Raw genomic sequence first — 23,739 nt, forward strand, 5'->3', positions numbered from 1 at the left:
TTGTCGATTGACTAACCATGGCTCACCCCGGGGATCGGCGGATCGACGTCATCAGGAATGGGATTGACGAAGGGCGTGCCGTCCAGTCTCGCCGCATGGTCGGCCTTGGCGGCGGCGATAAGCGAGGGGTCGAGGATCAGCGCGACCGCCGTGCTCGCCATCACCTTGGCCGCATGCTCCATGCCCTTGTGGGCGGCCGGCAGCTTGCCTTGCGCGACGAGCTGCCAGGAGTGCCCGGGCGTGCCGATCGCGTAAGTTGCGCCGCGCATCTGCACCGTCGGCACCACCCAGCTCACCGTTCCGACATCGGTGGAGCCGACGAGGGTGCCGGCGCCGTTTCCGGGCGGAAAGATCGTGTCGCAGAGGGAAATGCCGCGGCGCAGTTTCAGCCCGAACCGTTCGAAGGCGGAGGCGATATCCTCGTTGGTGAAGGTCTCCTGAAATCTTGCCGCGATCCTGCGGTCGTCCTCGTCGAACTGCGGCGGCCCCAGCTGCTCGAGCTGACGATGCATCAGCGCTTCCAGCGGTGTATTGCCGATCAGGTTGGCGTCGCCGCTGACGATCACGTCCGTGACCGTGGTGCCGGTCATCAGGGCAGCGCCCTTCGCGACGCTGCGGACCCGCTCGACGAGATCGAGCAGTTCCGGCAGGCTGCGGGCACGGACGAGATAGCGCGCCTTCGCCCGGGCCTGCACCACGTTCGGTGCGCTGCCGCCCGTGTCCGTCACCGCATAGTGGATCCGCGCCGACGACGGCATGTGCTCGCGCAGATAGTTGACCCCGACATTCATCAGCTCGAGCGCGTCGAGCGCACTGCGGCCAAGATGAGGTGCAGCCGAAGCATGCGACGCGCGGCCACTGAAGCGGAAGTCGAGCTCGTTGCAGGCAAGCGAGATCGGGTTATTGACGCCGGCAAAGGGTGCCGGATGCCAGGAAATGGCGATATCGACATCGTCGAACACGCCGGCGCGCACCATGAACCCCTTGGACGAGCCGCCCTCTTCCGCCGGGCAGCCGTAATAGCGGACCCGCCCCTTGATGCCATGGGCGGCGAGATAGTCCTTGACCGCGGTTGCCGCCATCATCGAGCCGGCGCCGAGCAGATTGTGTCCGCAGCCGTGACCGTTGCCGCCGTCGGAGAGCGGCCGCTCCTCGGCAAGGCCGGCCTCCTGGCTCAAGCCCGGCAGGGCATCGAACTCGCCGAGTATGGCGATGACCGGTCCGCCCTCGCCTGCCTCGCCCATGAGCGCCGTCGGCATGCCGGCGATGCCGCGCGACACGCGGAAACCCTCGGCCTCCAGCACCGCCGCATGTTCCGCCGACGAGCGAAATTCCTCGTAGTTGGTTTCCGGCGTATCCCAGACCCGGTCGCTGAGCGCGAAAAACCGCTCGCGCTTGGCTTCGAGGAGGTCCCAGACGGCATCGGCATTTTTCATCGTTTCTTGACTTCCGCAACAATAGTAACCAGAATTGGTGCCAATTTACGATAACATTTTTGGATACACAAGAGGCTCCTGAAACAATTCGACTCGATGTGCACAAGGGCGAAAGGCTGGCGTGGAACACCGTTCTCCCGCATTGAATTGTTCAGGACAGCATCATAGTTTCTCCAAAAATGGAGCCAATTCCGCCGCAGAAACGCGCGGTGCGCGATGCTTCGGCAACGGACGGCGGCGACAGACGGAAAGAGAGTGTAAGGCAGAAATGAGCGACGATCTGACGGAAATGCTGGCGCCCGAGGAGAAACCCGAGGAGAAGAAGGACGTCACCGACCTGTTGCTGCACGACATCCTGACCGGGACCTTGCCAGCCGGCACCTGGCTCAAGCAGATCGACTTGGAGCGCCGCTACGATTGCACGCGGCCGGAGGTGCGCCGGGCGCTCGACCGCCTGTCGCAGCGCCGACTGGTGCAGCACAATCCGAACCGCGGCTATCAGGTCTATGAGCTCGACGACCAGCGCACGCGGGAGATCAGCGATATCCGCGTGATCCTGGAGACGGGCGTTGCGGACCGGATGATCGCCAATGTCACGCCGGCGGCCATTGCCGAGCTGCGCGGGCTCGCGCGTCATTTCGACGAAATGTCGTTCCGCGGCTCCATCATGGAGCACTACGACGCCAACCTCGCCTTCCACCGCGCCCTTCTCATGCTTGCCGGCAATTCCGAACTCGTGGAGGTCGTCGCCGAAATCCGCCAGCGAACCGTGTCAGCCCCGGTCTCGCAATGGCGCACACGGGCACGCATCGAGCAATCGGCGCGCGAGCACCATCTGATGGTCGACGCGCTGGAAGCGAGGGATCTCCCCGAACTGAAGCGGCTGATCGAAATCCACATCCGCCAGGCGCCGATCAAAGCCTGAGCCTCTAGCTTTTCGGCGCTTCGCCGGTCAGGCGCACCGGCGGGTTGGCCAACCGCATCCGGTCCGTCGCAGGCGACGGCGGACGCGGCACTTCAGTTGGAGTACGAAGCCAAGCTCGCTGTCGGGCCCCCAACGAGGGTAATCAGGTCAGCCGTCACGCTGGGCCCCCGTTTGGCGTCATGGGAAGGTCTCACGAAGCCGAGAAATTCACCGTCACGCCGCGCTGGCGAAAGTATGCCTGCATCAGCTTCCTGCCAGAACGATTGTTCTGCACGAGCCTCGCCGGGTCGAATACGGCTTCCTTCAAACCCGCCCGCGTCAACGCTGCCTTGAGGGTCGCAATATGCAAGTCGATGTCGGCATTGTCCGCCTGCAGCGATTCATAAATGCGGTTTGTTGCATCGGCTACGGTCGGTTCGCTCACGATTACACTCCTGTTGCTGTGTGGCTGGCGCTCGCCACCTTCGTCAGCTTGACCCTATTGTGAAGAAAAATGCCAACGTCAATGGGTGACGATGGATTGGAGCAGCGCGTCCGCTTTCGATATGCGGGTTCCGGAAGCAGACCGGGAGCAAGCCCCTTTCGGTCGAGACGGCACGGCTACTTCGCGCCAGACGCGGTCATCTGCTCGGCTCATTACGGGTCTGTTCAAGCTCGAGAATGTTCCCCTCAGGATCGCGTGCATAAGCAATGAGATACGGCTTATCCGTCGTCCCAAAGTCCGTGATTTCGCCAATCTGGCTGCCACCTGCCTGAATGATCGCTGACAGCGCAACGCGAATATCCTCCATCTGGAATGACAGGTGTCCAAAGCCAGGCTCGTTCACCCTTGGCTGGCTCCGATCATACATGGTCCTGTGCTCATGGATTTCCAGAAAGGGGCGGTCGAGTGCGGGGAATTTGAGCCAGATCGTGTAGATCTCGCAGTTGGCAATCCCATTGCCTCTCGACACCTTTTCTCCAGACAACATCCTGGGGTCCCGAAGGGGCTCGCATTTCAAGACGTTCACGTAAAACGCGGCGAGCGCATCCGCGTCGCGGGCGACCAAGTTGATGTGTGCGAGCTTCATGCGGCTATCCTGGCAAAGGGGCAATCGTACAGATTGGCCGGGAAAGCAAAAGGGCTGCTGTCGGCCGATAGGGATCTTTGCGCACACTTGGGCACACACCGACGGATTGGTTCCACCCTTAAATCTGGCGCCATGGACCGGCGGCGAGGGCTCCATGAATTGGAACGCCTCTTGCAATCGCCTCGCGCGCGGCCCTGCCGCGAAGCTACCCCCCAAACAGGATCGTCACCGCCACCAGAACGGCGCCGATCGCCGTCATCGCAAAGGCCATCGGCCAGGGGCTGCGACCCATATATTGCCCGAGCCGCGCGCCGACGGCGAACAGCATGACGCGCATCGCCAAGGCGACATCGTCGATCAAAAGGAATGGGATGCTGGGCGGCAGCGTCGAGGTGACGACGAGCAGGAAGATAGCGAAAGCCGCCTTGACGTCATGCCCGGTGACCGCCCGGTGCCTGGGGTCGGAAGCAAGCGCCCTCACCCGGATAAGCAGCGCCTCGGTCTCCTTCGGCGAGGCGACGCGGCGCACGTCGTCGGGCAGGTTTTCCAGGAACATCTCACGGGCACGATCAAGCGGCTCGCGCCGGAGAGCATCGAGAAAGCCACGGCGCCGCACCCGCTCGACCGCCGCCGTCAGCACATACATGACGCCATCGACGATGCCCTACTGCATGTTTCCTTTAATCGTAGCCGATTAAAGGACAAAAACATGCAGCACTTCAAAGCACTACAGCGACCTTTGCGCGTCCGATAAGACGCGCGGCGCTGTAGGCGATGTTGCAGCCGAGGGCGGCGGCGAGCACCGCATTGACCCCGCCCTCGCCGCCCGTGACCGTGCTCATCGTTCCCGTGAAGGAAAGCGCCATCAGCAGCCCGAAGATGATCTCCGAGAGGCGATCGATCGGATCGAGAACAGGGCGCGGCTGGTCGCTCAAGGATCAACGTCTCCCAGGAGGCGGAAGGGCTGCCGGCAGCGCCCGGGAGACCACAAACCGCATGCGGCCTCGCTATTGCATCTGCAGTTCGGCGAAAGCGTCACGCACATGGTCGGCCACCGCCAGCACCGGCGCCGGTGCATCATTGATCACCTGCAGGCCGATATTGTAGTGGCCGAGATCCGGCAGGCCGTCGCGCTCCCCGAGCTGCACCATTTCGCCCTGGACGAGGTAGCGCGGCAGCGGCGCGATCGCGAGGCCGGCAAGAACGGCGGCGCGCTGGCCGGTCGTATAGGCACTGAGAAAGGCTATGCGGAACTTGCGGCCCGCGCGCGACAGTTTCTCCACCGCATCGGCGCGCCAGACGCAGCCATCCTCCCACATCGAGACCGGCAGCGGATCCTTGAGATGGGCGTTGCCGCACTTGGCGCCGGCCCAGACCAGCTTCTCCTGCATCAGGATTTCACCGTTTTTCGGCGTTCCCTCGGTCAGGCTGTTGAAGATCGCGATGTCGAGCCGATGCTCGTCGACCTTCTTGCGCATGGCGTTGCTCATGCCGATCGACACATCGATTGTCACGTTGGGATAGGACTCTGCGAAACGCTTCAGCACTTCCGGCAGGATGCGCTCGCCGACATCTTCGGGCGCACCAACGCGCACGACGCCGTTCATGTCCGGCAGCAGGAAGCGCGACACCGTTTCATTGTTGAGCGACAGCAGCCGACGGGCATAGCCGAGCAGCGTTTCCCCCTTCGGCGTCAGCGTCACCGAGCGGGCGTCACGCAGGAAGAGCGTGCAGCTCAGCATCTCCTCGAGCTTCTTGATCTGCATCGAGACAGCAGACGGCGTGCGGTAGACGGTCTCGGCGGCGGTGGTGAAATTGCCGGTCTCGGCAATGGCGACGAAGGTCTTCAGCACGTCCATTTCAAGAAGCGGAAGCGCGTGGCGCATCATCATGTTCATGGCGGCATCCTCGATCAGAAAAACTGAAAGATTAGTTCACTTCATTTCGTTTGATTGAACATCACCAATGGCCGATAGTCAAGCTCAAGGACGACGAAGGAAGGAGAAACCCATGTCCGCCGCCCAGCTTGTCATCGCCACGCCCAACCGTTCCCTGCGTAACACCGCCGGCTCGCGGATGGTGGCAGAATATCAAGAGCGACGTAGCACGGACATGGTGCTTGCCGCCCTCAATCACGTGATCGCCATGCTCGAAGGTATCGCGAGCCGCCGGCGCCGGACGCAAATTGCCAGGAATCGGGTGGAAACCGAGCGCGAACTGGCCAAACTGCCGAGGAGAGTGCGCGACGACGTGATGTTTGCAGACCCTTCGATCAATCACCATGTTTGATGAAAAGCATCAAACATATTCGTTGGAATGATAGATCAGGTTGCGCCATAGATAGCGTCATGGTCGCGACCTGCTGAGAAACTCAGAAGGAGCCATGAAATGTCCAACACTCATTTTTCATCGGCCTCGGAACGGGCATCCTCCCACTCGTCCCTTCCGGGTCTCTTCAACCTGCGCGTCCGCGCCTGGGCGGCGTGGAAGCGTCACCGCCAGGAACGGGCGCTCGAAAACCTGTCCTATGACACGCTGAAGGACATCGGCTTCCCGTCGGTCGACGACGCGGTGCATAAGACGGAACAATGAAGGATGGCGTCAGCTGCCCTCGAAGGGCGAGACGAAATGCTTGATACCCATGAAGGGCATCGCCAAGAAGGCGGTGCCCTTCTACTTTTGACCGGCACCCTTCGAGAGCGAGACCCAACCCTCGGAGGATTAGTCAGCTTCGACGATGCGGCAGGCGCGGAAACCAAAGACCCTGCTCATTTTTGCCGCTCGCAGCGCTTGGGTGAGCCGATTACTTAAGAAGAATAGGCGGATCAATGGTGGACTCACCCACAGGTCGGGGCCCTTGAGCGCGGCCTGGCTGACGGCAACGTCATCATCAGGCAGATAGGATCGGACGAGCAGTTTCCCGGAGCCGAGGGTCGTGACCCCCCGCGACAATTCAGGAAGGAACGCATCCTTGCGCTCGCCAATATTGAGACAAAAATACTCGCCCTCCACCGGCGTTTTGCGGTCGTGCTGGAGAAGCTTGATCGGATAGAGCGAGGAATGGCCGAGGTCGAATTGCCGCAGGATATCAGCACAGGCCGCCGAAACCACCACCGCGCCTGCGGCCAGAACGAGATCCGCCTGCTTCTTTTCCTTCTTGTCCGGATATTTGGCGAAGATCTCCCTCGGAAAATGCTCCGCGGACATCCGCTCGCCCGTTTCGTTCAATTTGGCCATCTGGCCGAGGCTCATGCCCGTCGGCAGCGGATCGGCGGTAAACCCCTTGATCCGTGTTGAGTCCATGAAAGCGCGGCTGGCCCATACCCGGGCGTTTTTCGATTGCGCCATACCGGCAATGCCCCCGCCCGAATGTTTCAGAGACGTCAGGAGCAACCCTCCGGACGAGGTGCGGCACCGCGCCGTGAAGTGCTCTAAGGCAGCGCCACCGACCGTTGATTGCATGCGACAGCAATCACTACCATTCAACATTTGCTAATACAAGCGGTGCCTGTCTCGCCCACGCAGGACCCGGTTTGATTGAAGAGCTGAGAATCCCAAGTCGGCGATTTGCTTTCGATCCGCCCGCCGGAGCCCCAAGGACAGGCTGAGAGCGTTTTTGGCTGATCCGCTGGCGCGGGTCCGGGTTGTCATTGCAGCAAGTCCAAAGCATGAGCAGCGGCGCGCGACTTGCCTCATACCGACACCCCGTTCCCGTATCGAAAACGTCGCAATCGGCAAACACAACTTTTGCGCTCACTTTGTGATTATTGCGTATCTGTGGCAGTTCTTGTCAGATAACGTCAGCGACGCTGGAGAAACTGTCGCTTTCCTTACAGAAGCCTGAAAGATCCACTGAACCGCCCTTTGCCGCCCGATGTCGCAATGCGAAATCACTTTGCGGTCGCGGCTTTCCATGTCAATGTCGCAAATAGACAAGCCGAAGAGTATCTTCCAAGCGACGAATATACCCGCATCGCCAAGCATGGGAAGCCTCATGAACAAGCCACTGACCAAAAAGCGTTCTCTCGTCTTCTTCCTGGTGCCGAACTTTTCCATGCTGCCCTTTTCGGCGGCGATCGAAACGCTCCGCATCGCCAACCGCATGCTCGGCTACGAGGCCTATACCTGGCGCCTCGCTTCGACCGACGGCGAAAAGGTCTTCTCCTCGAGCGGCATCGCGCTCGAGGTCAATTCGTCGCTCGCCGATGAACGCAAGTTCCTGGGCGGCGAAAATCGCCCGTCGATGGTGCTGGTCTGTTCCGGCATCTATGTCGAGGACTTCAACAACAAGTCGGTGAACGCCTGGCTGCGCGAGGTCTATAACCGCGGCGTTGCCGTCGGCAGCCTCTGTACCGGCGCCCATGTGCTGGCCTCCGCCGGCCTGTTGACCGGCAAGCGCTGCGCCATCCACTGGGAAAACCTGCCGGGCTTTTCCGAGAGCTTCCCGCAGGCGGAGGTCTATGCCGACCTCTACGAGATCGACAGCAACATCTACACCTGCGCCGGCGGCACCGCCTCGCTCGACATGATGCTGAACCTGATCGACCAGGACTTCGGCGAGAACCTCGTCAACCGCGTCTGCGAGCAGGCGCTGACCGACCGCGTGCGCGGCCCGCATGACCGCCAGCGCCTGCCGCTGCGCGCCCGCCTCGGCGTCCAGAACGCCAAGGTTCTGTCGATCATCGAACTGATGGAAGCAAACCTCGCCGAGCCGCTGTCGCTTCTGGAAATCGCCGAGGGCGCGGATCTTTCGCGCCGCCAGATCGAGCGGCTTTTCCGCCAGGAGATGGGCCGGTCGCCCGCCCGCTACTACCTGGAGATCCGCCTCGACCGTGCCCGGCACTTGCTCATCCAGTCGTCGATGCCGGTGGTCGAGGTCGCCGTTGCCTGCGGCTTCGTCTCCGCCTCGCACTTCTCCAAGTGTTACCGCGAACTCTACAACCGCTCGCCCCAGCAGGAGCGCGCCGACCGCAAGCTGACGCTGCAGATGGCGCGGTAGGGATCGATATAAGAACAAACAGAAGGGCGGGGTTTTCCGCCCTTTTTGCTCCGGGCCGCGCATAGGCAGCGTTGGCCGACAACGCCTCCTCCTTCCGTCATGCTCGGGCTTGACCCGAGCATCCATGCTCCTGCGCCACTCGGTATGGATCCTCGGGTCAAGCCCGAGGATGACGAATGGTGAGGTCGGCATGCGCTGGTCCCGTTATGCTCTTGCGCTCAGCGCTTGTTTTGTCGTTTCACGCCGTTTGGCGCCGCGCCTGAACCAGGCCGCTGTACGTGGCAAGACTTGCACGCGCACCGCTGAGCTATGAATGTTTGCGGCATCTGCGAATCACGCACGGGCGGGAGGATCATGGCTCCGTTGCCGCCCCACCGCCACCATCAGGAGCAACGCCGTCGGATGCCCCCCGTCCACATCAATCCCGCCAAGGTCCGCGAGTTCAAGGACTTCGACAGCTTCTACGACTGGCTCGGCGCCCATCATCAAAGCGAAAACGAAGTCTGGATCAAGATCCACAAGGTAAGCTCCGGCCTACCCTCGATCACGCCCAAGGAGGCGATCGACGTGGTGCTTTGCTGGGGCTGGATCGACGGCGTGCGCAAGGGGCTGGACGACAAGAGCTTCCTGCAGCGCTACTCGCCGCGCGGCAGGAAAAGCGTCTGGAGTAAGATCAACGTCGATAATGTCGCGCGGCTGGTCAAGGAAGGCCGCATGACCGAGCACGGCCTCAAACAGGTGGACGCCGCCAAGGCGGACGGACGCTGGGACCGCGCCTATGCCAGCGGCAAGGACATGCAGATCCCCGACGACCTGCAGGCGGCGATCGACGCCGAGCCATTGGCAAAGGCGATGCTCGCCAGGCTCAGCGAGCAGAACCGCTTCGCGCTCGCCTTCCGCACCCACAACATGAAGACGGAGGCAGGGCGAAGGAAGAAGATCGAAACCTTCGTCGAGATGCTGAAGCGCGGCGAAACGATCTATCCGCAGGGACGGAAGTGAGGCGGCCACCCCGCCATCGCGCGCCGTCATGACGGTCGGGACAGCCACTCCCGGTTCCTAAACCTGCCCGTGAAACGCCCGTTCCAGTTCGGCGATGTCGGGCTTGATCATGCCGAGCATGGCCTCCGCCGCACGCTTGGCGCGCACACGGTCGGAATGGGCGATCATGTCGCCCATCACACGCGGGGCGATCTGCCAGCACAGGCCCCAGCGGTCCCGGATCCAGCCGCATTGCTCGGGTTCTCCACCGTTATCGAGGATCGCGTTCCACAGCCGGTCGATCTCCTCCTGGGTGTCGCACTGGATCATGATCGAGAAGGAATGATTGAACGGATCGAGCGGCCCGGCTTCGAGCGCCAGGAATTCCTGCTTGCCGAGCGTGAACTCGATGATCTTGACGCTGTCGGGCGGTCCGCTCGGGCTCTCGGCCGGCAATGTGGCGATGCGGGTGATCGCCGAATTGGGAACGAGCGAAACGTAGAATTCGACCGCCTCGCGCGCCTCCTTCTCGAACCAGAGATTTGAAACAACATTCTTCATCCGTCGGCTCCTCTTCGTCCCGCTTGATCATGGGCGGATAACCGAAGGACGTTCGACTTCGTTCCAAGCCGACAGATTGGGCGGTGAATTTTTCGTGACGGTCGGCCCGCGACAGGCTTCAGGACGCCAGCGCGTCGAGCAGCGCGAGTTCGGAGATCACCCGGTTTCGGCCCGCATGTTTCGCCATGTAGAGAAACTGATCGGCGGCGTGCAGGTAGTTTTCAAAGGCTTCCGCCGTCTCGATGGTGGCCAGCCCGATCGAGACGGTGATCGTCAGTTCCTCGTCGTCGGCAACGATCCGCGATTTCGCCAGTTCCAGCCTCAGCGCATCGCAAAAGGCGAAGGCGCGCCGCACGTCGCAGCCGTTGAAGAGGATGCCGAACTCCTCGCCGCCGAGACGGGCGAGCAGGTGTTCCTCGCCCACCAGCGCCGAAAGCCGCTTGGCCACGTGCTTCAGCACGATGTCGCCGATCTCGTGGCCGTAGGTGTCGTTGAGCCGCTTGAAATGGTCGATGTCGAGCACGGCGATCGCGGTCGGCTCGCCGCGCCTCAGGCACTGTTCCACCAGGCGCGGACCGGCGAGGAAGAAGTGGCGGCGGTTGTAGAGGTCGGTGAGGTAGTCGCTCGCCGCCTGCCGCTGCAGGGTCTGCAGGCGCTTCTGCACGCCGGCGGCCTGCGCGATGCGGCCGTTGAATTCCGCTTCGAGGAACGGCTTCTGGATGAAGTCGGTGCCGCCCGCCTCCAGGAAACGAGCACCCGCCCTTCGATCGCCGCTGTCGGAAAGGCCGATCACCGGCAGCGCGCCGTCGCCCTGCCGGCGCTCCACTTCGGCAAGCAGTGCCGCACCGGACATGTCGGCGAGATCGAGATCGGTGACGAGGAGATCGACCGCCTCGCCGCTGTCGAGCACCTGCAGCGCATCGGCCGCGGATGCCACCTCGCAGACGGCGATCCGCTGCCTTCTCAGGATGCCCGCAAGTTCGCTGCGCGAGGCGGCATCGGAATCGGCAAGCAGCACCGTCGTCTTGCCGTTGGTGAGCGCCCGGTCGACGGCGCCGATCAACAGGTTGATCGATTCCGGCTGGTGCTTGATGACGCAATCGAGCACGCCGCGAGACAGGATCTCTTCGCGCGTATGGTCGTTGAAGGCCGCGGTAAAGACGACGGCCGGCACCTGATTTTCGAGGACGAATTCGAGCGCCTCGCAATTGGGCGCATCCGGCAGGTTGAGATCGAGCACCGCGAGCGAGAAGCTTTCCGGAGCCTGCTCCAGTGTTTCCTTGAGCGCCGCGAGCGAGCTGCAATGGGTGACGCGGATGCCGTGGACGGATTCGAGCCCGTATTTCAGCGCCGTCGCGAACATCCGGGAATCTTCGACGAGCAGCATGCGCTTGTCGCTGTGCTTTTGCACAGAGTTCACCCGGCCCGGCGTGCGGCGCAATCTCACGTCCCTGCAACCCCTCTCGAGCCGCAGGCGTGCTTCCCTCGAGGGGTGACGCTGGCTCCGAATATGTGAACAAACCCCGTCACTGATCGCACCGGCCCTTTGGCCGGCGTGATCTGGCGTGACCGGGCTCCCCGCCCTGTTGCGGCGGATTGAAGACCGAACGGATTGCAATTTCGTTAATGCGGCAACCTGAGCGCGGCAGTTCGCGCCATTTGCCATATTATTTTGGAGATTATTTCTCGTATCAGGCCGATACCTGCGCCGGAACCCGTACCTTTTCACTGAGCGTGCGGATTTTCGTCAGTGTGTCCAGGTTCTGGTTGACGCGGCAGTAGAATTCCTCGTTGACGAAGGGACGAACGACGAAGTCGTTGCCGCCCGCCTTCAGGAAGCGCGCCGACAGCAGCCGGTTGGTGGACGAGGATACGCCGATGATGCGCAACTGATGCGGCCCATAGGAGCCGCGGATGCGCCGCGTCAGTTCGAAGCCGTCGATATCGGGCATGTTGTAGTCGGTGATGACGAGGCCGATATCGGGGTTATTCTTCAGAAGTTCGAGCGCAGCCGCGCCGCTGTCGGCCGAGCTGGTGCGGAAGTTGTAGCGCTTGAGCTGCGTCGTCAAGAGCGCCCGCGCCGTCGGGCTGTCGTCGACGATCAGCACGTGATGCTCGTGGTTGGTGAGGAAGCGGCAGACGGACTCCGCCAGCATGTCAACGGCAAAGACGCTGTCCTTGATGACGTAATCGACGATCTCCTTGGCGAGGATCTTCTCGCGCGTCGATTCCTGGAAGGAGCCGGTGAAGACGATGGTCGGCACGCTCATGTCGATCAGGTAGTTGAGCGCCTCGCCGTTCTCCGCCCCCGGGAGATTGATATTGGAGATGGCGAGCGACGCCGGAAATGTCGCGTTTTCGACGGCAAACTGCAGGTCGTCATAGTCGCGGCAGACGATGACATCGATGTCGAACAGCTCTTTCAGCCGCTTCGACACCATCGACGAGAAGAGGTTGGAGTCCTCGGCCAGCACGATGCGGTGCTCGGCGAGGGATTCGCCGGAATAGTACATTCCGGAAATGCCAAAAAACGACATTGAACGCCTATGTGAAAGAGTGTCCCCCTACAGCGCCCAAGCGTTCCTCATGCCCGCAAAGTCACTGCAACTTGCAGCCGCCATGCTAGAGGAGAAAGGCTTTCCCTGGTGTTAATGGCAGCCGGCGAAATGACGAGGCACGTGCCGGCGCGGGACTCGCCGTCACTTCCGACGCAACGCTGCGATCAGCCCTTGGGTGCCTGGCCGCGCCGCGCCTCCGCCGTCTTGCGGATGATTTCGGCGATCTCCGGATTGCTGCTCGACAGCATCTGGAAATCCTCCGAATAGAGCGACAGCAGCGAGACTTCGGTCGCGGCACTGACGGTCGCCGATCGCGGCTCGCCCGATATCAGCGCCATCTCGCCGAAGAAGCTGCCGGGGCCGAGCTCGACCGGTGTCGGCGATGGGGTCGCGATGCTCACGCGCCCCTCGACGATGAAGAACATCTGGTCGCCGACCTCGCCCTTGCGGCAGATGACGGCGCCGGCCGGCACCACCCGCGGGCGCAGCGACCGCACGATCTCGACGAAGGCGGCCGAGCCGAGCTTCTGGAACAGCGGCACCGCGGCCACCAGTTGCCAATTGCGCACGAAATCCTGGCGGCGCACCTCCTCGAAGAAGCCGGTGGCGAGGATGCCGGCCCAGAGCGCAAAGATACCGATGCCGCTCATCATCACCAGCCCCGCCAGCACCCGGCCCGCGAGCGTCTGCGGGATCTCGTCGCCATAGCCGGTGGTGGAAAGCGTCACCACCGCCCACCACATGGCCTGGGGAATGCTGCCGAACTTGTCCGGCTGGACATCGCGCTCGATGAGATAGGCGATCAGCGATGCGCCGAAGAGGACGATGCCGAAGAGCGAGGTGACGCCGATGAGATTGGGCGCAGCCCGTGACACGACCCGGCCCAGCAGCCGGAAGAAGGTGGAATGACGCAGCGGCTTCAACAGCCAGATGCCGCAAAAAAGGCTCTGATCCTGCGGGCCGGCAAGGAGGAAGCCGGCAAGCGGAACGACGACGGCCAGGAGGTCGATCGTGAATTCGGACATCGGCGCAGGACCGTCCTTCGTCCGAAGCGCGACCAGCGTGTCGGTGAGTTGCAGCGCATAGACGCCCCAGATGCCGACAAGCACCCCCTCCAGGGCAAGCCGCGCGCCGACGCCGAAGTTCGGCGCGGTCAGCGCGGCAACCACGATGAGACCCGCCGCCGCCAAAAGGCCATTGGCAGAATCCGATATCCTCAACAAAGGCCGTGCCGACATACACTCCCCCAGCGGCCCGCCGACTTCACACGCAGCGCGGCACCCAGCAACGCCTTGATCTAAAGCACAATCCTACTCTTGAATCGATGCTCATTTAAGGGAAGTGAAAAATAGGAACACGCGTATCCGTTCGGCCGCTTGGTCGAGATGCCATGTCCGCCGTCGACAAGATGCAGTTCCATTTCCGGCAGATCACGCAGACAAGCCCCGCGCCGATTTCTGCGGCGAATATTGGCAGGCACTTGCCCTCATATGCGGTCTTCTTCGAACTGCGCTGCCCCTTCCACCGGCCTCAGCCACGGCTCGCGGCGCTTGATCCAGAGCTCGTAGCTCGGCACAAGCGGTGTCGGCGCTTCGGACAGGATGCCAAGCTTGACTTCCGCCTCCTGGTCGTCGACCGAGAAGACCCGCGAACCGCAACGGGGACAGAAGCGGCGCCCCTGGAACACCGAGGTCTCGCCGGTGTGTTCGAAGCGATCGGCGGGCCAGATGCCATAGAAGGTGAAGGCCGAGCCGCTTTCCTGCCGGCAGTCGGTGCAGTGGCAGATACCGACCCGCGTCGGCTCACCGCGCACCGAAACCTGCACCTGACCGCAAAGGCACTTTCCCGAGAGCATCGTCATGACTTTATCCTGTCGCGCAATGGTTGATGTCAGGCCGGGAAACGATACACGCGGGCGTTGGGTTCCCGCAACGGCGAACTTTAACGCGGTCAGAATGCGCGATGCCGTGCTTCATCGCGCAGGACTAGCGTCGGCAGGGAACTTTTCGCCTTTCCACGTCTTCTGCGGGTATTCCGGATGGAGGACACGAACCATGCATGCCGAAAGACAGGAGATCATCGACCTCGAACAGGAATTCTGGCGAACCATTATGGACAAGGATACCGAGGCGTCCGTGGCGATGCTGCCGGAACGGTCGATCGTCGTCGGGGCACAAGGTGCGTCCGTGCTCACCCGCGACGACTACCGCCGGATGGCCGAGCAGGCGGAGGGCTCCTGGAGCCTCAGATCGTTCCGGCTCGACGACGTCAGCGTCATCTTTCCGCGGGAGGACGTGGCCGTCATCGCCTACACGGTGACCGAAGAGATGGAGGTCGACGGGCAGCCCCTGACATTGAAGGCCGCCGACGCCACGACCTGGATCCGCGAGAACGGCGGATGGGTGGCCGCGTTGCACACGGAATCGCTGCGCGGCGATCCCTTCGGCCGCGACCGGAAGGCGGCGTAGAGCACGTCTCCTTGAAGCGACCTCGACGCGCAAAGGTCGCTGCAGCACTTTGATTTGCTGCATGTCCCCTCAAGTCGGGGTCGACTTAAGGAGACATGCAGTCGGCGGACTACGCGCCATCTCCGGCACTCGCCCCTACCGCGACAAACCGGCTGCCGCGCCGTCTCTTTTCAGTATAAGATGGCACCATGAGTGAAGCTCAGCCTCTCTTCGACATGCTGCGCCAAACCGTGCAGCCTGAGATCGCCGACGTGTTGGAGCGCTTTGTCCGGGAAGCGCCGGACCGCAAGCTTTGCCGCGTCAATGCGCTGGCGTTTGCCGCCGAGCACGGGCTGAACGAGGAAAAGACGATCGCGGCGTTCCTGCACGCGTCCCGCCTCGGCCTCTTCGAACTCTCCTGGAACGTGCTCTGCCCCGGTTGTGGCGGCGTGCTCGACGCCAACACCTCGCTGAAGACGGTGCAGAGCGACACCTATACCTGCTCGCTCTGCGCCGCCGGCTATGAGCCGACGCTCGACGAAATGGTCGAGGTCACCTTCACCGTGAACCCGCGGGTGCGCCACATCGAGGCCCACAGCCCGCACGAGCTGTCGCCCTTCGAGTATTTCCGCCAAATCTACTGGGGCTCCGGTATCGAGCTGCCGGAAGAGGACTACGAGGCCAGGATCGATGATTTCGTGCTGGAGGCGCTGGAACTGCCGCCCGGCGAAAAGGCCGTCATCTCGCTGCAACTGCCGGCGGAGTTCATCATCGTCTTCGAACCGGTAACGCATGCCGCACAGTTCATCGACGTCAAGGGCGAGCCGACCAAGGAGCGGCGCACCCTGTCGCTCGTCTTCGATCGCGGCCATCGCCACGACGAGGCGCTGACCATGCAGCCGGGACCGCTGCGCATCCAGGTGGAAAACCACACCGATGTCCGCACCCTGCCCTCGGTCTGCATCGCCAATGACGCGCTGCACGACATTCTCGGCCGCCGCCGGCCGTTCCTGACGGCCAAGCGGCTGCTTTCCAACCAGACCTTCCGCGATATCTACCGCACCGACACGATCGATGTTGATCAAAGGCTGAAGATCACCAGCCTCACCTTTCTCTTTTCCGATCTGCGCGGCTCCACCGAACTCTACGAACGGGTCGGCGATCTCGCGGCCTTCGATCTGGTGAAGACCCATTTCAGCGTCGTCAACGAGATCGTTGCCGCCGAAGCCGGCGCCGTGGTCAAGACGATCGGCGATGCTGTCATGGCGACCTTCCCGACGCCGGATCGGGCAGTTGCGGCAGCCATGCGCATGCGCGAGGCGATGCGCAAGTTGAACGAGGATCGCGGCTCCGAGGACCTGCTCTTGAAGATCGGCATTCACGAGGGACCGTGCATCGCCGTCAGCCTCAACGAGCGCCAGGACTATTTCGGCCAGACGGTCAACATCGCCTCGCGCGTCCAGCACCTTGCCACCTCGCGCGAAATCTTCGCCACCAGTTCCGTGCTCGACGACCCGCGCGCCTCGAACCTCCTCAGCGACCGCGGCCTCAATCCGCAGTCGCACAATGTAGCGCTGCGCGGCATCACCAACGAGATCAGCATATTTTCGATTCCGTGAAGCCTACGCACGAACTGAAAGATCGCGCCGCGCTTCACACCACCGGCGGGATCAGCGTCAGGACCTCGCCGTCATCAGGGATCACCAGTTTCGTCAAGGGTATGCCATGGGCATCGGCGGCTGCCCTGAGCTCGCTGCGGCTGAGCGTCGCGTGATCGAGCGCCTCCATGTGCGCGGCGATGACGATGCCGTTCTTGGCCATCTCGCAGACCTTGATCGTCTGTTCGGCATCCATGACGATGAGATCGCCGTTCCAGCGCGCCGCGCAGGAATGGGTGACGATGATGTCCGGCCTGGTTTCGCGGATCGTCGTCTCGACGGGCGGATAGAAGACCGTATCGCCCGCCCAGTAGAGCGTCGGTTCGCCCTTCGCCTCGAGGCTGAAACCGATGACGGGCCCCATGTCCTGGACGACAGGACCAAGCCCATGGCTGCCATCGCGTCGGGTCAGCGTCAGGCCCTGCCAACTGGCTTTGCCGGAGAGCGGCGTGACGTCGCTAAAGCCGGCTGCGCGTATCGTCTCTTCGTCGCCCGGCTGGCAGAAGATCGGCACGCTCTTCGGTACCCGCTCCTTGGCGGTATCGTCCAAGTGATCCTCATGCAGATGCGAGATGATGACGAGTTCCACTCCGGCGAGGATGGTGTCGATATCGATCGGAAGCTCGACCGTCGGATTGGGGGAGCGCCCGGCAAAGGACGGCAGGCTGTGCTTCGGTCCAAGGAACGGATCGACGAGCACGGTGTGGCCGCCATAGTCGAGCTTGAGCGTCGCGTTGCGGATAAGCTGGAGTTTCATGGCGGTCCTTCCTTCCTCGACCTCGTACCCAGCCTGGGTGACGGTCCCGCATCGGCCCCGATCCGATGGGGCCGATCCTTACCCAAAATGGATGAGTTGTGCTCCAATCGCTCGAGTGTAGCATGCGAAGAGCGACTGCAGATGCCTCATCCATTGTAGTCGCGCACAGCCCCAGGAGCCTCTGCCTCCAGTAGAGGCTCCCCCCACGGTCGCCAATGTCGCGCAAGCGAGTCCCGCCGCTTCAGAGTGTGTAAATCAGGCACGAACCGCCCCGAATGGGCGCTCCGCATTCAGGCGTCCGAGCGGTGTTGATCCAAAGCGTGCAACTCCAGCCGCATGGCGGCCTCGAACAGCGCGCCCTCATCGGACATTCCTCTGCGGAATTGATCCGTCAGATGCCGAGCCAGGCGATCGGCCCGCTTTCCACGACGCGGAATGCTGCAACATGTGCACACACGGTCGATAACGCGCTGAAGCATATCGAGGTCGTCGGGGCCGATCGGAGAGTTCATTCCACTGGCAATCTCCTGCGCTGAAACCTCTTGGCCGCCCTGGTCGGGTATATCGGCGTCTGTGCCTGACACCGAGCTCTTGTCGAAACCGATCATGTATTTCAGGGCGACGCTGTCGCGGATGCCCCTCTGGTAGCCACTGATCAGCTGTCTTGCGATCGAGCGTGCTGTCTCGCAATCGCGTGGTAGACCGCGCGCGCGCAGAATGTCGGTGAAGATCTGCTCGATCTGGTTCATTTCGTGAGGGAGAAGCGCCTTTGGATTGGCCGTGGAAAACATCGCGCGACCTCCTGGATTGGGGCGAAAGCGATCAGTCTTCCAGCCACCGGGGCCCGTATCACCGCCCGGAGGTAATTACAGTATGAGCCGATCCGACGATAAGGCAACCAACCGCGAGGAGTTTTGAAGGAGAGCCGCAAAGAAATGGCCCCGCCGTCACGTGGGGCCCAGGGAAAGAGTGTGCTTCTCAAATTGGGCCCAGCTCACAGGAAGACTCGGGGCCCGTGCCCATGACCCCGGTAATGGATCATCAACCATCCTCAAACCGTCATTGCAGCGACTGGTTCCGTAGCTGCGGATGCAATCGTCCTGCCGTAGAATGGAGGATTATTTCACGACGACGTTGCCGTTGACGATCTCGACATTCTCGTCGCCCTGCAGGCCGATGCGGTCGCCGCTCGGCGCCGTCACGAAACAGCCGCTCGGGCAGATCATTTCCGTGGCTCCGGATGCAATCGCCACTTCCATGCGGCTTTCGCCCTCGACGACGACCAGGACGGCGGTCTCGCCGTCCTTGTTCGTGACGGTCGCGGCCGATGCCGCCTCAGCAGCCAGCGCGCCGGCCACGAGCACGCCCGAAAGCAAGGCAATCACAAATTTCTTCATCGCCCATCGGCGCCCGACGCGCCGCCCTCTCGCCGAGCCGGCCGCCCCGTCGGTTTCGCGACGCTGCGCCGGCCACCTCTTCAGCCGGTGCCAGCCTACTGCATAATTTCTTAAATCGAAATCGATTTGAGAATTGGAATTATGCAGCAAATCAAAGTGCTACAGCGACCTTTTACGCGTCCGGTCAGACGCGCGGCGCTGCAGGCGCTCACCAGAAGAATTGCCTGCTTTTTATGGCAGGCCGGCTGAATAGGCGCTGAATGGGCCGTTTATCAGCGGTTTGGATTCGCGCGGCGGCTGGCGGTTCGGCGCTTGCGCGCTTCTTCCACCTCCTCTTCCTCGTCGAGCGGCGCTGCGGACGCGGTCTTCCTGCCGGAAGCGGTCGTCCTGGCCGGCGCCCTTGCCTCGGCGGATGCTCTTGCCTCGGCCGACGTGGCACCCTTCGGCTCGCCGACCTTCTCCGGCTCGTCGCTTTCGATGCCGGTCTGGTCCTCGACCGGCACGTCCTCGATCTTCACCGGGAACGGCTCGCCGATGCCTTCGTCGCGGAAGCGCTCGTAGATCGAGATGCGCAGGTCGTTGCGCACGCCGCCGCCGGTCAACACGTCGGCGACGTAGATCCTGAGCTCGAAGGTCATGCGCTCGTCGCCGAAGGCGGTGAAGCCGACGCTCGGCGACGGGTTCTTCAGCACCATCGGATGGGCGGCGGCGATCTCGGAAAGCAGCTCCATGATCCGGCGCGGATCGCTGGCATAGCTCACGGTAACAGCGATTTCGGAGCGGCCGAGCTTGTTGCGGTGGGTCCAGTTGCCGACCGACGCGTTGATCAGCAGCGAGTTCGGCATCATGATCGATTGGTGCTGGAAGGTCTCGATCTCGGTGGCGCGCACGGAGATGCGCTTGACGAAACCTTCCGTCGTGCCGCTGACGATCCAGTCGCCCACCTTGAACGGCCGCTCGACCAAGAGGATCAGGCCCGAGACGAAGTTCGAGACGATGTTCTGCAGGCCGAAACCGACGCCGAGCGAGAGGGCACCGGCGACGAGCGCGAGGTTGGAGAGATCGATGCCCGCCGCCGAGAGGCCGATGAGGCCGGCAAGGCCGACGCCGGTATAGCCGATGCCGGTGCGGATGGAGTTGCGCACGCCCGCATCGACGCGGCTGCGCGCCATGATGTTGCCGTCGATCCAGCGCTGCACGAAGCGGGTAACGGCATAGCCGAGCGCGAAGAACAGGACGCCCGCGAGGATGCCGACCAGCGAAATGGTGATCGAGCCGATCTTGATGTCGGTGACCGCGCGATAGGCCCAGGCCTCGATATCGGCGATCTGGAAGCCCCATTGCAGGAGGATCAGCGGAATGAAGAACAGGACGACGAGCGCATAGATGCTCAAGCCCGCGACAAGGCCGATCTGATCGAGCGCCACCTGCTCGAGATTGTAGCGCCGCTCGAGATAGCGTCCCGCAGCCGTCTCGCCGAATGCGCCCTGCTTCGCCACGGCCCGGCCGGTGAGGATGCCGATATACATCGTCACCAGGATCGCGCCGGTGATGATGATCTGCGTGGCGATGAAGCGCGCGAGGCCGACATAGCCGGAGGCCGCAGCGACGATCAGCGAGAGACCGATCAGCACAAGCCCGATCGAAACCAAGCGCGGCCAGGACCGGCCATGCGCGTCGAAGTCGTCGTCCTTGCGAAGCGTCGGCCGAATCCAGGCTGAAGCGATGATGATCAGGCCGATGACGATGGAGGCGACGAAGCTCTTGACCACGGTCAAGACGACCGGCGAACCGAGCGCTTCGCTGACGCCGCCGAAGAGGTAGTCGAGGCCGTTGACCAGCGCCATGGCGAAGATCGCGACCATCAACATCCGGGCGCCGCGGTCGGAGACCCGGACCAGCCGCCAGCGCGCATCGCGCGGCGAAAGCACCGCCTGGGCAAGGCGGGTGATGAAGAACACCACCACGCTGACGCCGAGCGTGATGGCGACGATCGGCGCGATGTCGGAGCGCAGCACGTTGAACGAGTGCAGGAAGAAGAAGCTCGACACGGCGAAGGCGGCGGAAGCCAGCGTCGGTATCATGGTCGACCAGAAGGCCACCGACAGTCGCCGGAAATAGCTCGGCTCCTCGTCGGTAATATCGTGCTGGATCCAGGGGCGGAAGAGCCTGCGGCTGCCGGCGAGGAAGACCAGCGCCGCCAGCAGCGACAGGAAAAGCGCCGAGAGAAGCTGCACGCGCTTGTAGTTCCAGGCAAAGCTCAGCCAGCTCGTGACGCTGCGGGTCAGCACGCGGGTCTCGTCGGCCGTCGCCGACAGCGCGTCGTTGAACATCGTGCCGGAGACTTCGGTGTTCTTCAGCAGCGTGTTCGAAAACAGCGCGCGGCGCGTCGCCGTAATCGCGTTGGAAAGCTTGGTCGACTGTACCGAGAGGCCCTCGGCCTCGCCGGTCAGCGCGTTGATGGCGCCGCGCTCGGCAACGAGCCGCTTGCGCTCGGCGGACACGATGTCCGCCTCCGGCGGCTGTCCCTCGCCCGGCGGGTCGCCGAGTTCGGTGAGCCGCGCCTTGATCTCCTCGAGGCGCGGACGGGTCGAGACCGATACGCCGATGATCTGTTTCGAGAGCGCATCGACCTGGACCTTCAGCTCGGCAAGCGCGGTATCGTCGTCTTTCGCCTTGTCGACGAGGTCGGTCAGCCGCTTGAGCTCCTCGCCGGCCTTGGCGAGCTGCTCGATCGCCTGGGTTTGAGCCGGTGGCGTGGCATCGGCCGGTACCGTCTGCTCGGCCGGCGGCGTTGCCGTCTGCGCCGGCTGGGCGGCCGTGGCGGGCTCGGTGGCAGTGCCCGGTGTCGCGCCATCGTCAGCGGGTTGCGCACCTTCCTGCGCGGGCGCCGTCTTGCCGGCCGGTTGCGTTGCCGTCTGGCCCGACTGAGCGGGTGCCGTCTTCTGCGCCGGCTGTGCTGCGTTCTGAGCCGTCGCCTGTGCCGGCTGCGTCGGCTTTTGCGCCATGACCGGACCGGTGGCGGCAAGCGCCAGCAGGCAGAGGAGAATGGCAGGCAATTTTCCGACAGAACGCAATTTCATGATCCTTGCAGGTTGAGACCGTGATGCGGAATCGCGTCGGTGGTCATCACAATGCGATGTGAATACGAAAGACGGCGGAAAGATGCAAAAGCCGCCGCCAATTACGCACCAACGCCGGATTTTTCGTCAGAAACCGGCGCCGGGCTGTGCCAGATAGGCAAGCTCGGCGTCCGTCGAGACACGGGCCAGGAAGGCGTTGCGGTGCGGGAAGCGGCCGAATTGTTCGATCACCTCGCGGTGCCGGATGGCATAATCGAGATAGTCCGGGTCGCCGAGTTCGGTGAAAAGCTTCACCGACATGGTCTGGTCGGTCAGATTTTCCGAATGCTCGAACGGCAGATAGACGAAGGCCCGCGCCTCCCGCTTGATCGCCATGTCGGCGCCGATGCCCACGGCGAGCTTCGCCTCATGCAGCGCCAGGCAATCGGTCGCAAAGGCCAGCGGCGTGCCGCGATACATGTTGCGCGGCATCTGGTCGAGCAGGATGATCGCCGCCAGCCGGTTCTCCGGTGTCGCCCGCCAGATCTCGCCGACCCCGCGGGCGAGCGCCAGATGCGACGCCTGGAACCGGCGAGTGCAGGCCTCGTCCAGCTCCCCGCTCACCGTGAACCAGTCGTCATAGGTGAGCTCGCCGAACCAGAAGTTCAAAACGTCGTCCGGCGTGCAGATTTCAACTTCCTTCGTCATTTGCTCCCTCGTGCCGCGCTGCTGCCGCTCCTGCCAGCCATGCATGTGCTAAGACATAGGCGCGAACCGGCCCATGTCCATGCACCCACGTCCGATGTCGATGCACGCCTTACGCGCGCCGCGTGAGGATGGCAACAAAGGCGATGCCGCCGACAATGCCGGTGACGACGCCGATCGGCATGTCCTCCGGCGCCATGATGACGCGGGCCGCGAGGTCGGCCATGATCAGCGTCAAGGCGCCGAAGAAGGCCGAGAGCGGGATGACCCGGACATTGTCGCTGCCGGCAAGGAGCCGCACGAAATGCGGCACCATCAGCCCGACGAAGCCGATTGCGCCGGAAAAGGCCACCATCACCCCGGTCAGGAGCGCGGTGACGACGAAGAGCGTCAGGCGGAAGCGGCGCACGGGAATGCCGAGCGTCGTCGCCGTCTCGTCGCCCATGGCAAGCGCGTTGATCTCGCGCGACCGGACGACCAGCCAGCCAAGCGAGACGACGAGCACCAGTGCCGGATAGATGAGGTGCGGCCATTGCGCCAGACCAAGGCCGCCGAGCATCCAGAAGATCACGGTGTGGGTCGCCCGCGGGTCGCCGAGGAAGATCATGAGGTTGCCGATCGACGTCAGCACGAAGGCGACGGCGACCCCGGCGAGCACCAGGCGATCGGCACTGGCGCCGAGCGCGCGGGAAACGAAGGCGACCAGCACGGTTGCCAGAAGCGCGCCGCCAAAGGCGAAGAGCGGCACCGTGAGAAGACCGAGGATCATTCCGGTGTGGAGCAGCGCCACGATCGCGCCGAGCGCGCCTCCCGAGGAGACGCCGAGCAGATGCGGATCGGCGAGCGGATTGCGCGTGACCGATTGCAGCACGGCGCCGGTCAGCGCCAGGCCGGCACCGACGAGCCCCGCCAGCATGACCCGCGGCAGGCGCACGTCCCAGACGATGCTTTCGCGGCCTGCCGACCAGAAGGCCTCGATGCTGCCGGGCGCGAGCTTGCTTGCGACGATCGACCAGACGGTGGTGACAGGGATCGGCGCCGAGCCGAGCGACACGCCCGCGGTCACGGTGAGGACCAGCAGCAGCAGCGCCGCGAACAGCCCGACCCCGCCGCGGATCGCCCGAACGGGAGCGACCCGCGAAACGGCGGCGGGAGCAGGCGACGTATCCTCCGCCAGCATCGG

Annotated in this window: 25 protein-coding genes; 7 read left to right on the top strand and 18 right to left on the bottom strand. The window is 63.1% G+C overall.

Features of this window, described 5'->3' with window-relative positions:
• Positions 1–11 precede the first annotated feature (11 nt).
• Positions 12–1,436 (bottom strand): M20 family metallopeptidase, encoded by a 1,425-nt coding sequence (locus BHMPCIPO_RS11485; protein ID WP_173516864.1) that lies wholly within the window; start codon positions 1,434–1,436, stop codon positions 12–14.
• A 268-nt stretch (positions 1,437–1,704) separates the two neighbouring features.
• Between BHMPCIPO_RS11485 and BHMPCIPO_RS11490 the strand changes: the two genes are divergently transcribed.
• The gene (locus tag BHMPCIPO_RS11490; RefSeq protein ID WP_246304297.1) at positions 1,705–2,361 is read left to right on the top strand and encodes a GntR family transcriptional regulator; all 657 of its coding nucleotides are present in this window, start codon (positions 1,705–1,707) and stop codon (positions 2,359–2,361) included.
• Positions 2,362–2,551: 190 nt separating this feature from the next.
• Here the strand turns inward: BHMPCIPO_RS11490 and BHMPCIPO_RS11495 are convergent, their stop codons facing one another.
• The 5 genes from BHMPCIPO_RS11495 to BHMPCIPO_RS11515 all read right to left on the bottom strand — a co-directional run bounded on the left by BHMPCIPO_RS11495 (position 2,552) and on the right by BHMPCIPO_RS11515 (position 5,329).
• On the bottom strand, positions 2,552–2,788 hold the full coding sequence (locus BHMPCIPO_RS11495) for a hypothetical protein (protein ID WP_173518148.1): 237 nt from the start codon (positions 2,786–2,788) through the stop codon (positions 2,552–2,554).
• A 193-nt stretch (positions 2,789–2,981) separates the two neighbouring features.
• Positions 2,982–3,431, bottom strand: a complete 450-nt coding sequence (locus BHMPCIPO_RS11500) for a VOC family protein (RefSeq protein ID WP_173516865.1) — start codon at positions 3,429–3,431, stop codon at positions 2,982–2,984.
• Positions 3,432–3,636: 205 nt separating this feature from the next.
• Complete coding sequence (locus BHMPCIPO_RS11505) at positions 3,637–4,077, bottom strand: VIT1/CCC1 transporter family protein (RefSeq protein WP_173516866.1); 441 nt, start codon at positions 4,075–4,077, stop codon at positions 3,637–3,639.
• Between the two features lie 73 nt (positions 4,078–4,150).
• Positions 4,151–4,366, bottom strand: coding sequence for a hypothetical protein (locus BHMPCIPO_RS11510; RefSeq protein WP_173516867.1), 216 nt, complete (start codon positions 4,364–4,366; stop codon positions 4,151–4,153).
• Between the two features lie 72 nt (positions 4,367–4,438).
• The gene (locus BHMPCIPO_RS11515; protein WP_173516868.1) at positions 4,439–5,329 is read right to left on the bottom strand and encodes a LysR substrate-binding domain-containing protein; all 891 of its coding nucleotides are present in this window, start codon (positions 5,327–5,329) and stop codon (positions 4,439–4,441) included.
• Positions 5,330–5,441: 112 nt separating this feature from the next.
• On the opposite strand from BHMPCIPO_RS11515, the gene BHMPCIPO_RS11520 reads away from it, so the two are divergent.
• Positions 5,442–5,720, top strand: coding sequence for a hypothetical protein (locus BHMPCIPO_RS11520; protein WP_173516869.1), 279 nt, complete (start codon positions 5,442–5,444; stop codon positions 5,718–5,720).
• 99 nt (positions 5,721–5,819) lie between these two features.
• Positions 5,820–6,023: a hypothetical protein gene (locus BHMPCIPO_RS11525; RefSeq protein ID WP_173516870.1), complete on the top strand. Its 204-nt coding sequence runs from the start codon at positions 5,820–5,822 to the stop codon at positions 6,021–6,023.
• Positions 6,024–6,152: 129 nt separating this feature from the next.
• On the opposite strand, the gene BHMPCIPO_RS11530 is transcribed toward BHMPCIPO_RS11525, so the two are convergent.
• Complete coding sequence (locus BHMPCIPO_RS11530; RefSeq protein WP_173516871.1) at positions 6,153–6,893, bottom strand: imm11 family protein; 741 nt, start codon at positions 6,891–6,893, stop codon at positions 6,153–6,155.
• Positions 6,894–7,425: 532 nt separating this feature from the next.
• On the opposite strand from BHMPCIPO_RS11530, the gene BHMPCIPO_RS11535 reads away from it, so the two are divergent.
• Both BHMPCIPO_RS11535 and BHMPCIPO_RS11540 read left to right on the top strand, forming a co-directional pair.
• A complete protein-coding gene (locus tag BHMPCIPO_RS11535; RefSeq protein ID WP_173516872.1) occupies positions 7,426–8,430 on the top strand; it encodes a GlxA family transcriptional regulator in 1,005 nt (334 codons plus the stop codon).
• A 402-nt stretch (positions 8,431–8,832) separates the two neighbouring features.
• Positions 8,833–9,432 (top strand): YdeI/OmpD-associated family protein, encoded by a 600-nt coding sequence (locus BHMPCIPO_RS11540; protein ID WP_173516873.1) that lies wholly within the window; start codon positions 8,833–8,835, stop codon positions 9,430–9,432.
• 57 nt (positions 9,433–9,489) lie between these two features.
• On the opposite strand, the gene BHMPCIPO_RS11545 is transcribed toward BHMPCIPO_RS11540, so the two are convergent.
• The 5 genes from BHMPCIPO_RS11545 to BHMPCIPO_RS11565 all read right to left on the bottom strand — a co-directional run bounded on the left by BHMPCIPO_RS11545 (position 9,490) and on the right by BHMPCIPO_RS11565 (position 14,391).
• Positions 9,490–9,972, bottom strand: a complete 483-nt coding sequence (locus tag BHMPCIPO_RS11545) for a VOC family protein (RefSeq protein WP_173516874.1) — start codon at positions 9,970–9,972, stop codon at positions 9,490–9,492.
• A gap of 118 nt (positions 9,973–10,090) precedes the next feature.
• A complete protein-coding gene (locus tag BHMPCIPO_RS11550) occupies positions 10,091–11,383 on the bottom strand; it encodes a diguanylate cyclase (RefSeq protein ID WP_312033021.1) in 1,293 nt (430 codons plus the stop codon).
• Between the two features lie 280 nt (positions 11,384–11,663).
• Positions 11,664–12,509: a response regulator gene (locus BHMPCIPO_RS11555; protein WP_173516876.1), complete on the bottom strand. Its 846-nt coding sequence runs from the start codon at positions 12,507–12,509 to the stop codon at positions 11,664–11,666.
• Between the two features lie 185 nt (positions 12,510–12,694).
• A complete protein-coding gene (locus tag BHMPCIPO_RS11560; RefSeq protein ID WP_173516877.1) occupies positions 12,695–13,768 on the bottom strand; it encodes a cyclic nucleotide-gated ion channel in 1,074 nt (357 codons plus the stop codon).
• A gap of 248 nt (positions 13,769–14,016) precedes the next feature.
• On the bottom strand, positions 14,017–14,391 hold the full coding sequence (locus BHMPCIPO_RS11565) for a GFA family protein (RefSeq protein ID WP_173516878.1): 375 nt from the start codon (positions 14,389–14,391) through the stop codon (positions 14,017–14,019).
• Between the two features lie 193 nt (positions 14,392–14,584).
• Here BHMPCIPO_RS11565 and BHMPCIPO_RS11570 point away from each other — a divergent pair, with 193 nt between their 5' ends.
• Both BHMPCIPO_RS11570 and BHMPCIPO_RS11575 read left to right on the top strand, forming a co-directional pair.
• Entirely contained in the window at positions 14,585–14,998 is a 414-nt protein-coding gene (locus BHMPCIPO_RS11570; protein WP_173516879.1) for a nuclear transport factor 2 family protein, read from the top strand.
• 188 nt (positions 14,999–15,186) lie between these two features.
• Complete coding sequence (locus BHMPCIPO_RS11575; protein WP_173516880.1) at positions 15,187–16,596, top strand: adenylate/guanylate cyclase domain-containing protein; 1,410 nt, start codon at positions 15,187–15,189, stop codon at positions 16,594–16,596.
• Positions 16,597–16,630: 34 nt separating this feature from the next.
• Here BHMPCIPO_RS11575 and BHMPCIPO_RS11580 read toward each other — a convergent pair whose 3' ends face one another.
• From BHMPCIPO_RS11580 to BHMPCIPO_RS11605, 6 genes are all read right to left on the bottom strand, one after another.
• Positions 16,631–17,392 carry an MBL fold metallo-hydrolase gene (locus tag BHMPCIPO_RS11580; RefSeq protein ID WP_173516881.1) on the bottom strand — a complete coding sequence of 254 codons (762 nt, stop codon included), beginning with the start codon at positions 17,390–17,392 and terminating at the stop codon, positions 16,631–16,633.
• A 290-nt stretch (positions 17,393–17,682) separates the two neighbouring features.
• Complete coding sequence (locus tag BHMPCIPO_RS11585; protein WP_173516882.1) at positions 17,683–18,183, bottom strand: hypothetical protein; 501 nt, start codon at positions 18,181–18,183, stop codon at positions 17,683–17,685.
• A gap of 327 nt (positions 18,184–18,510) precedes the next feature.
• Positions 18,511–18,789: a hypothetical protein gene (locus tag BHMPCIPO_RS11590; RefSeq protein ID WP_173516883.1), complete on the bottom strand. Its 279-nt coding sequence runs from the start codon at positions 18,787–18,789 to the stop codon at positions 18,511–18,513.
• 272 nt (positions 18,790–19,061) lie between these two features.
• Positions 19,062–21,872, bottom strand: coding sequence for a mechanosensitive ion channel family protein (locus tag BHMPCIPO_RS11595; RefSeq protein WP_173516884.1), 2,811 nt, complete (start codon positions 21,870–21,872; stop codon positions 19,062–19,064).
• A 126-nt stretch (positions 21,873–21,998) separates the two neighbouring features.
• Positions 21,999–22,559, bottom strand: coding sequence for a DUF924 family protein (locus tag BHMPCIPO_RS11600; RefSeq protein ID WP_173516885.1), 561 nt, complete (start codon positions 22,557–22,559; stop codon positions 21,999–22,001).
• A gap of 109 nt (positions 22,560–22,668) precedes the next feature.
• The gene (locus BHMPCIPO_RS11605) at positions 22,669–23,736 is read right to left on the bottom strand and encodes a FecCD family ABC transporter permease (protein ID WP_173516886.1); all 1,068 of its coding nucleotides are present in this window, start codon (positions 23,734–23,736) and stop codon (positions 22,669–22,671) included.
• Between the last annotated feature and the right edge of the window lie 3 nt (positions 23,737–23,739).

The sequence above is a fragment of the Ensifer sesbaniae genome (assembly GCF_013283665.1).
Lineage (GTDB): Bacteria > Pseudomonadota > Alphaproteobacteria > Rhizobiales > Rhizobiaceae > Ensifer > Ensifer sesbaniae.

Bases quoted from the DNA above. Each gene is read 5' to 3' on its own strand.
- BHMPCIPO_RS11600 (WP_173516885.1), bottom strand. From the start codon at position 22,559: ATGACGAAGGAAGTTGAAATCTGCACGCCGGACGACGTTTTGAACTTC.
- BHMPCIPO_RS11575 (WP_173516880.1), top strand. From the start codon at position 15,187: ATGAGTGAAGCTCAGCCTCTCTTCGACATGCTGCGCCAAACCGTGCAG.
- BHMPCIPO_RS11530 (WP_173516871.1), bottom strand. From the start codon at position 6,893: ATGCAATCAACGGTCGGTGGCGCTGCCTTAGAGCACTTCACGGCGCGG.
- BHMPCIPO_RS11515 (WP_173516868.1), bottom strand. From the start codon at position 5,329: ATGAACATGATGATGCGCCACGCGCTTCCGCTTCTTGAAATGGACGTG.
- BHMPCIPO_RS11595 (WP_173516884.1), bottom strand. From the start codon at position 21,872: ATGAAATTGCGTTCTGTCGGAAAATTGCCTGCCATTCTCCTCTGCCTG.
- BHMPCIPO_RS11570 (WP_173516879.1), top strand. From the start codon at position 14,585: ATGCATGCCGAAAGACAGGAGATCATCGACCTCGAACAGGAATTCTGG.
- BHMPCIPO_RS11525 (WP_173516870.1), top strand. From the start codon at position 5,820: ATGTCCAACACTCATTTTTCATCGGCCTCGGAACGGGCATCCTCCCAC.
- BHMPCIPO_RS11590 (WP_173516883.1), bottom strand. From the start codon at position 18,789: ATGAAGAAATTTGTGATTGCCTTGCTTTCGGGCGTGCTCGTGGCCGGC.
- BHMPCIPO_RS11505 (WP_173516866.1), bottom strand. From the start codon at position 4,077: ATGTATGTGCTGACGGCGGCGGTCGAGCGGGTGCGGCGCCGTGGCTTT.
- BHMPCIPO_RS11545 (WP_173516874.1), bottom strand. From the start codon at position 9,972: ATGAAGAATGTTGTTTCAAATCTCTGGTTCGAGAAGGAGGCGCGCGAG.
- BHMPCIPO_RS11535 (WP_173516872.1), top strand. From the start codon at position 7,426: ATGAACAAGCCACTGACCAAAAAGCGTTCTCTCGTCTTCTTCCTGGTG.
- BHMPCIPO_RS11520 (WP_173516869.1), top strand. From the start codon at position 5,442: ATGTCCGCCGCCCAGCTTGTCATCGCCACGCCCAACCGTTCCCTGCGT.
- BHMPCIPO_RS11585 (WP_173516882.1), bottom strand. From the start codon at position 18,183: ATGTTTTCCACGGCCAATCCAAAGGCGCTTCTCCCTCACGAAATGAAC.
- BHMPCIPO_RS11565 (WP_173516878.1), bottom strand. From the start codon at position 14,391: ATGACGATGCTCTCGGGAAAGTGCCTTTGCGGTCAGGTGCAGGTTTCG.
- BHMPCIPO_RS11490 (WP_246304297.1), top strand. From the start codon at position 1,705: ATGAGCGACGATCTGACGGAAATGCTGGCGCCCGAGGAGAAACCCGAG.
- BHMPCIPO_RS11560 (WP_173516877.1), bottom strand. From the start codon at position 13,768: ATGTCGGCACGGCCTTTGTTGAGGATATCGGATTCTGCCAATGGCCTT.
- BHMPCIPO_RS11500 (WP_173516865.1), bottom strand. From the start codon at position 3,431: ATGAAGCTCGCACACATCAACTTGGTCGCCCGCGACGCGGATGCGCTC.
- BHMPCIPO_RS11485 (WP_173516864.1), bottom strand. From the start codon at position 1,436: ATGAAAAATGCCGATGCCGTCTGGGACCTCCTCGAAGCCAAGCGCGAG.
- BHMPCIPO_RS11580 (WP_173516881.1), bottom strand. From the start codon at position 17,392: ATGAAACTCCAGCTTATCCGCAACGCGACGCTCAAGCTCGACTATGGC.
- BHMPCIPO_RS11540 (WP_173516873.1), top strand. From the start codon at position 8,833: ATGCCCCCCGTCCACATCAATCCCGCCAAGGTCCGCGAGTTCAAGGAC.
- BHMPCIPO_RS11555 (WP_173516876.1), bottom strand. From the start codon at position 12,509: ATGTCGTTTTTTGGCATTTCCGGAATGTACTATTCCGGCGAATCCCTC.
- BHMPCIPO_RS11605 (WP_173516886.1), bottom strand. From the start codon at position 23,736: ATGCTGGCGGAGGATACGTCGCCTGCTCCCGCCGCCGTTTCGCGGGTC.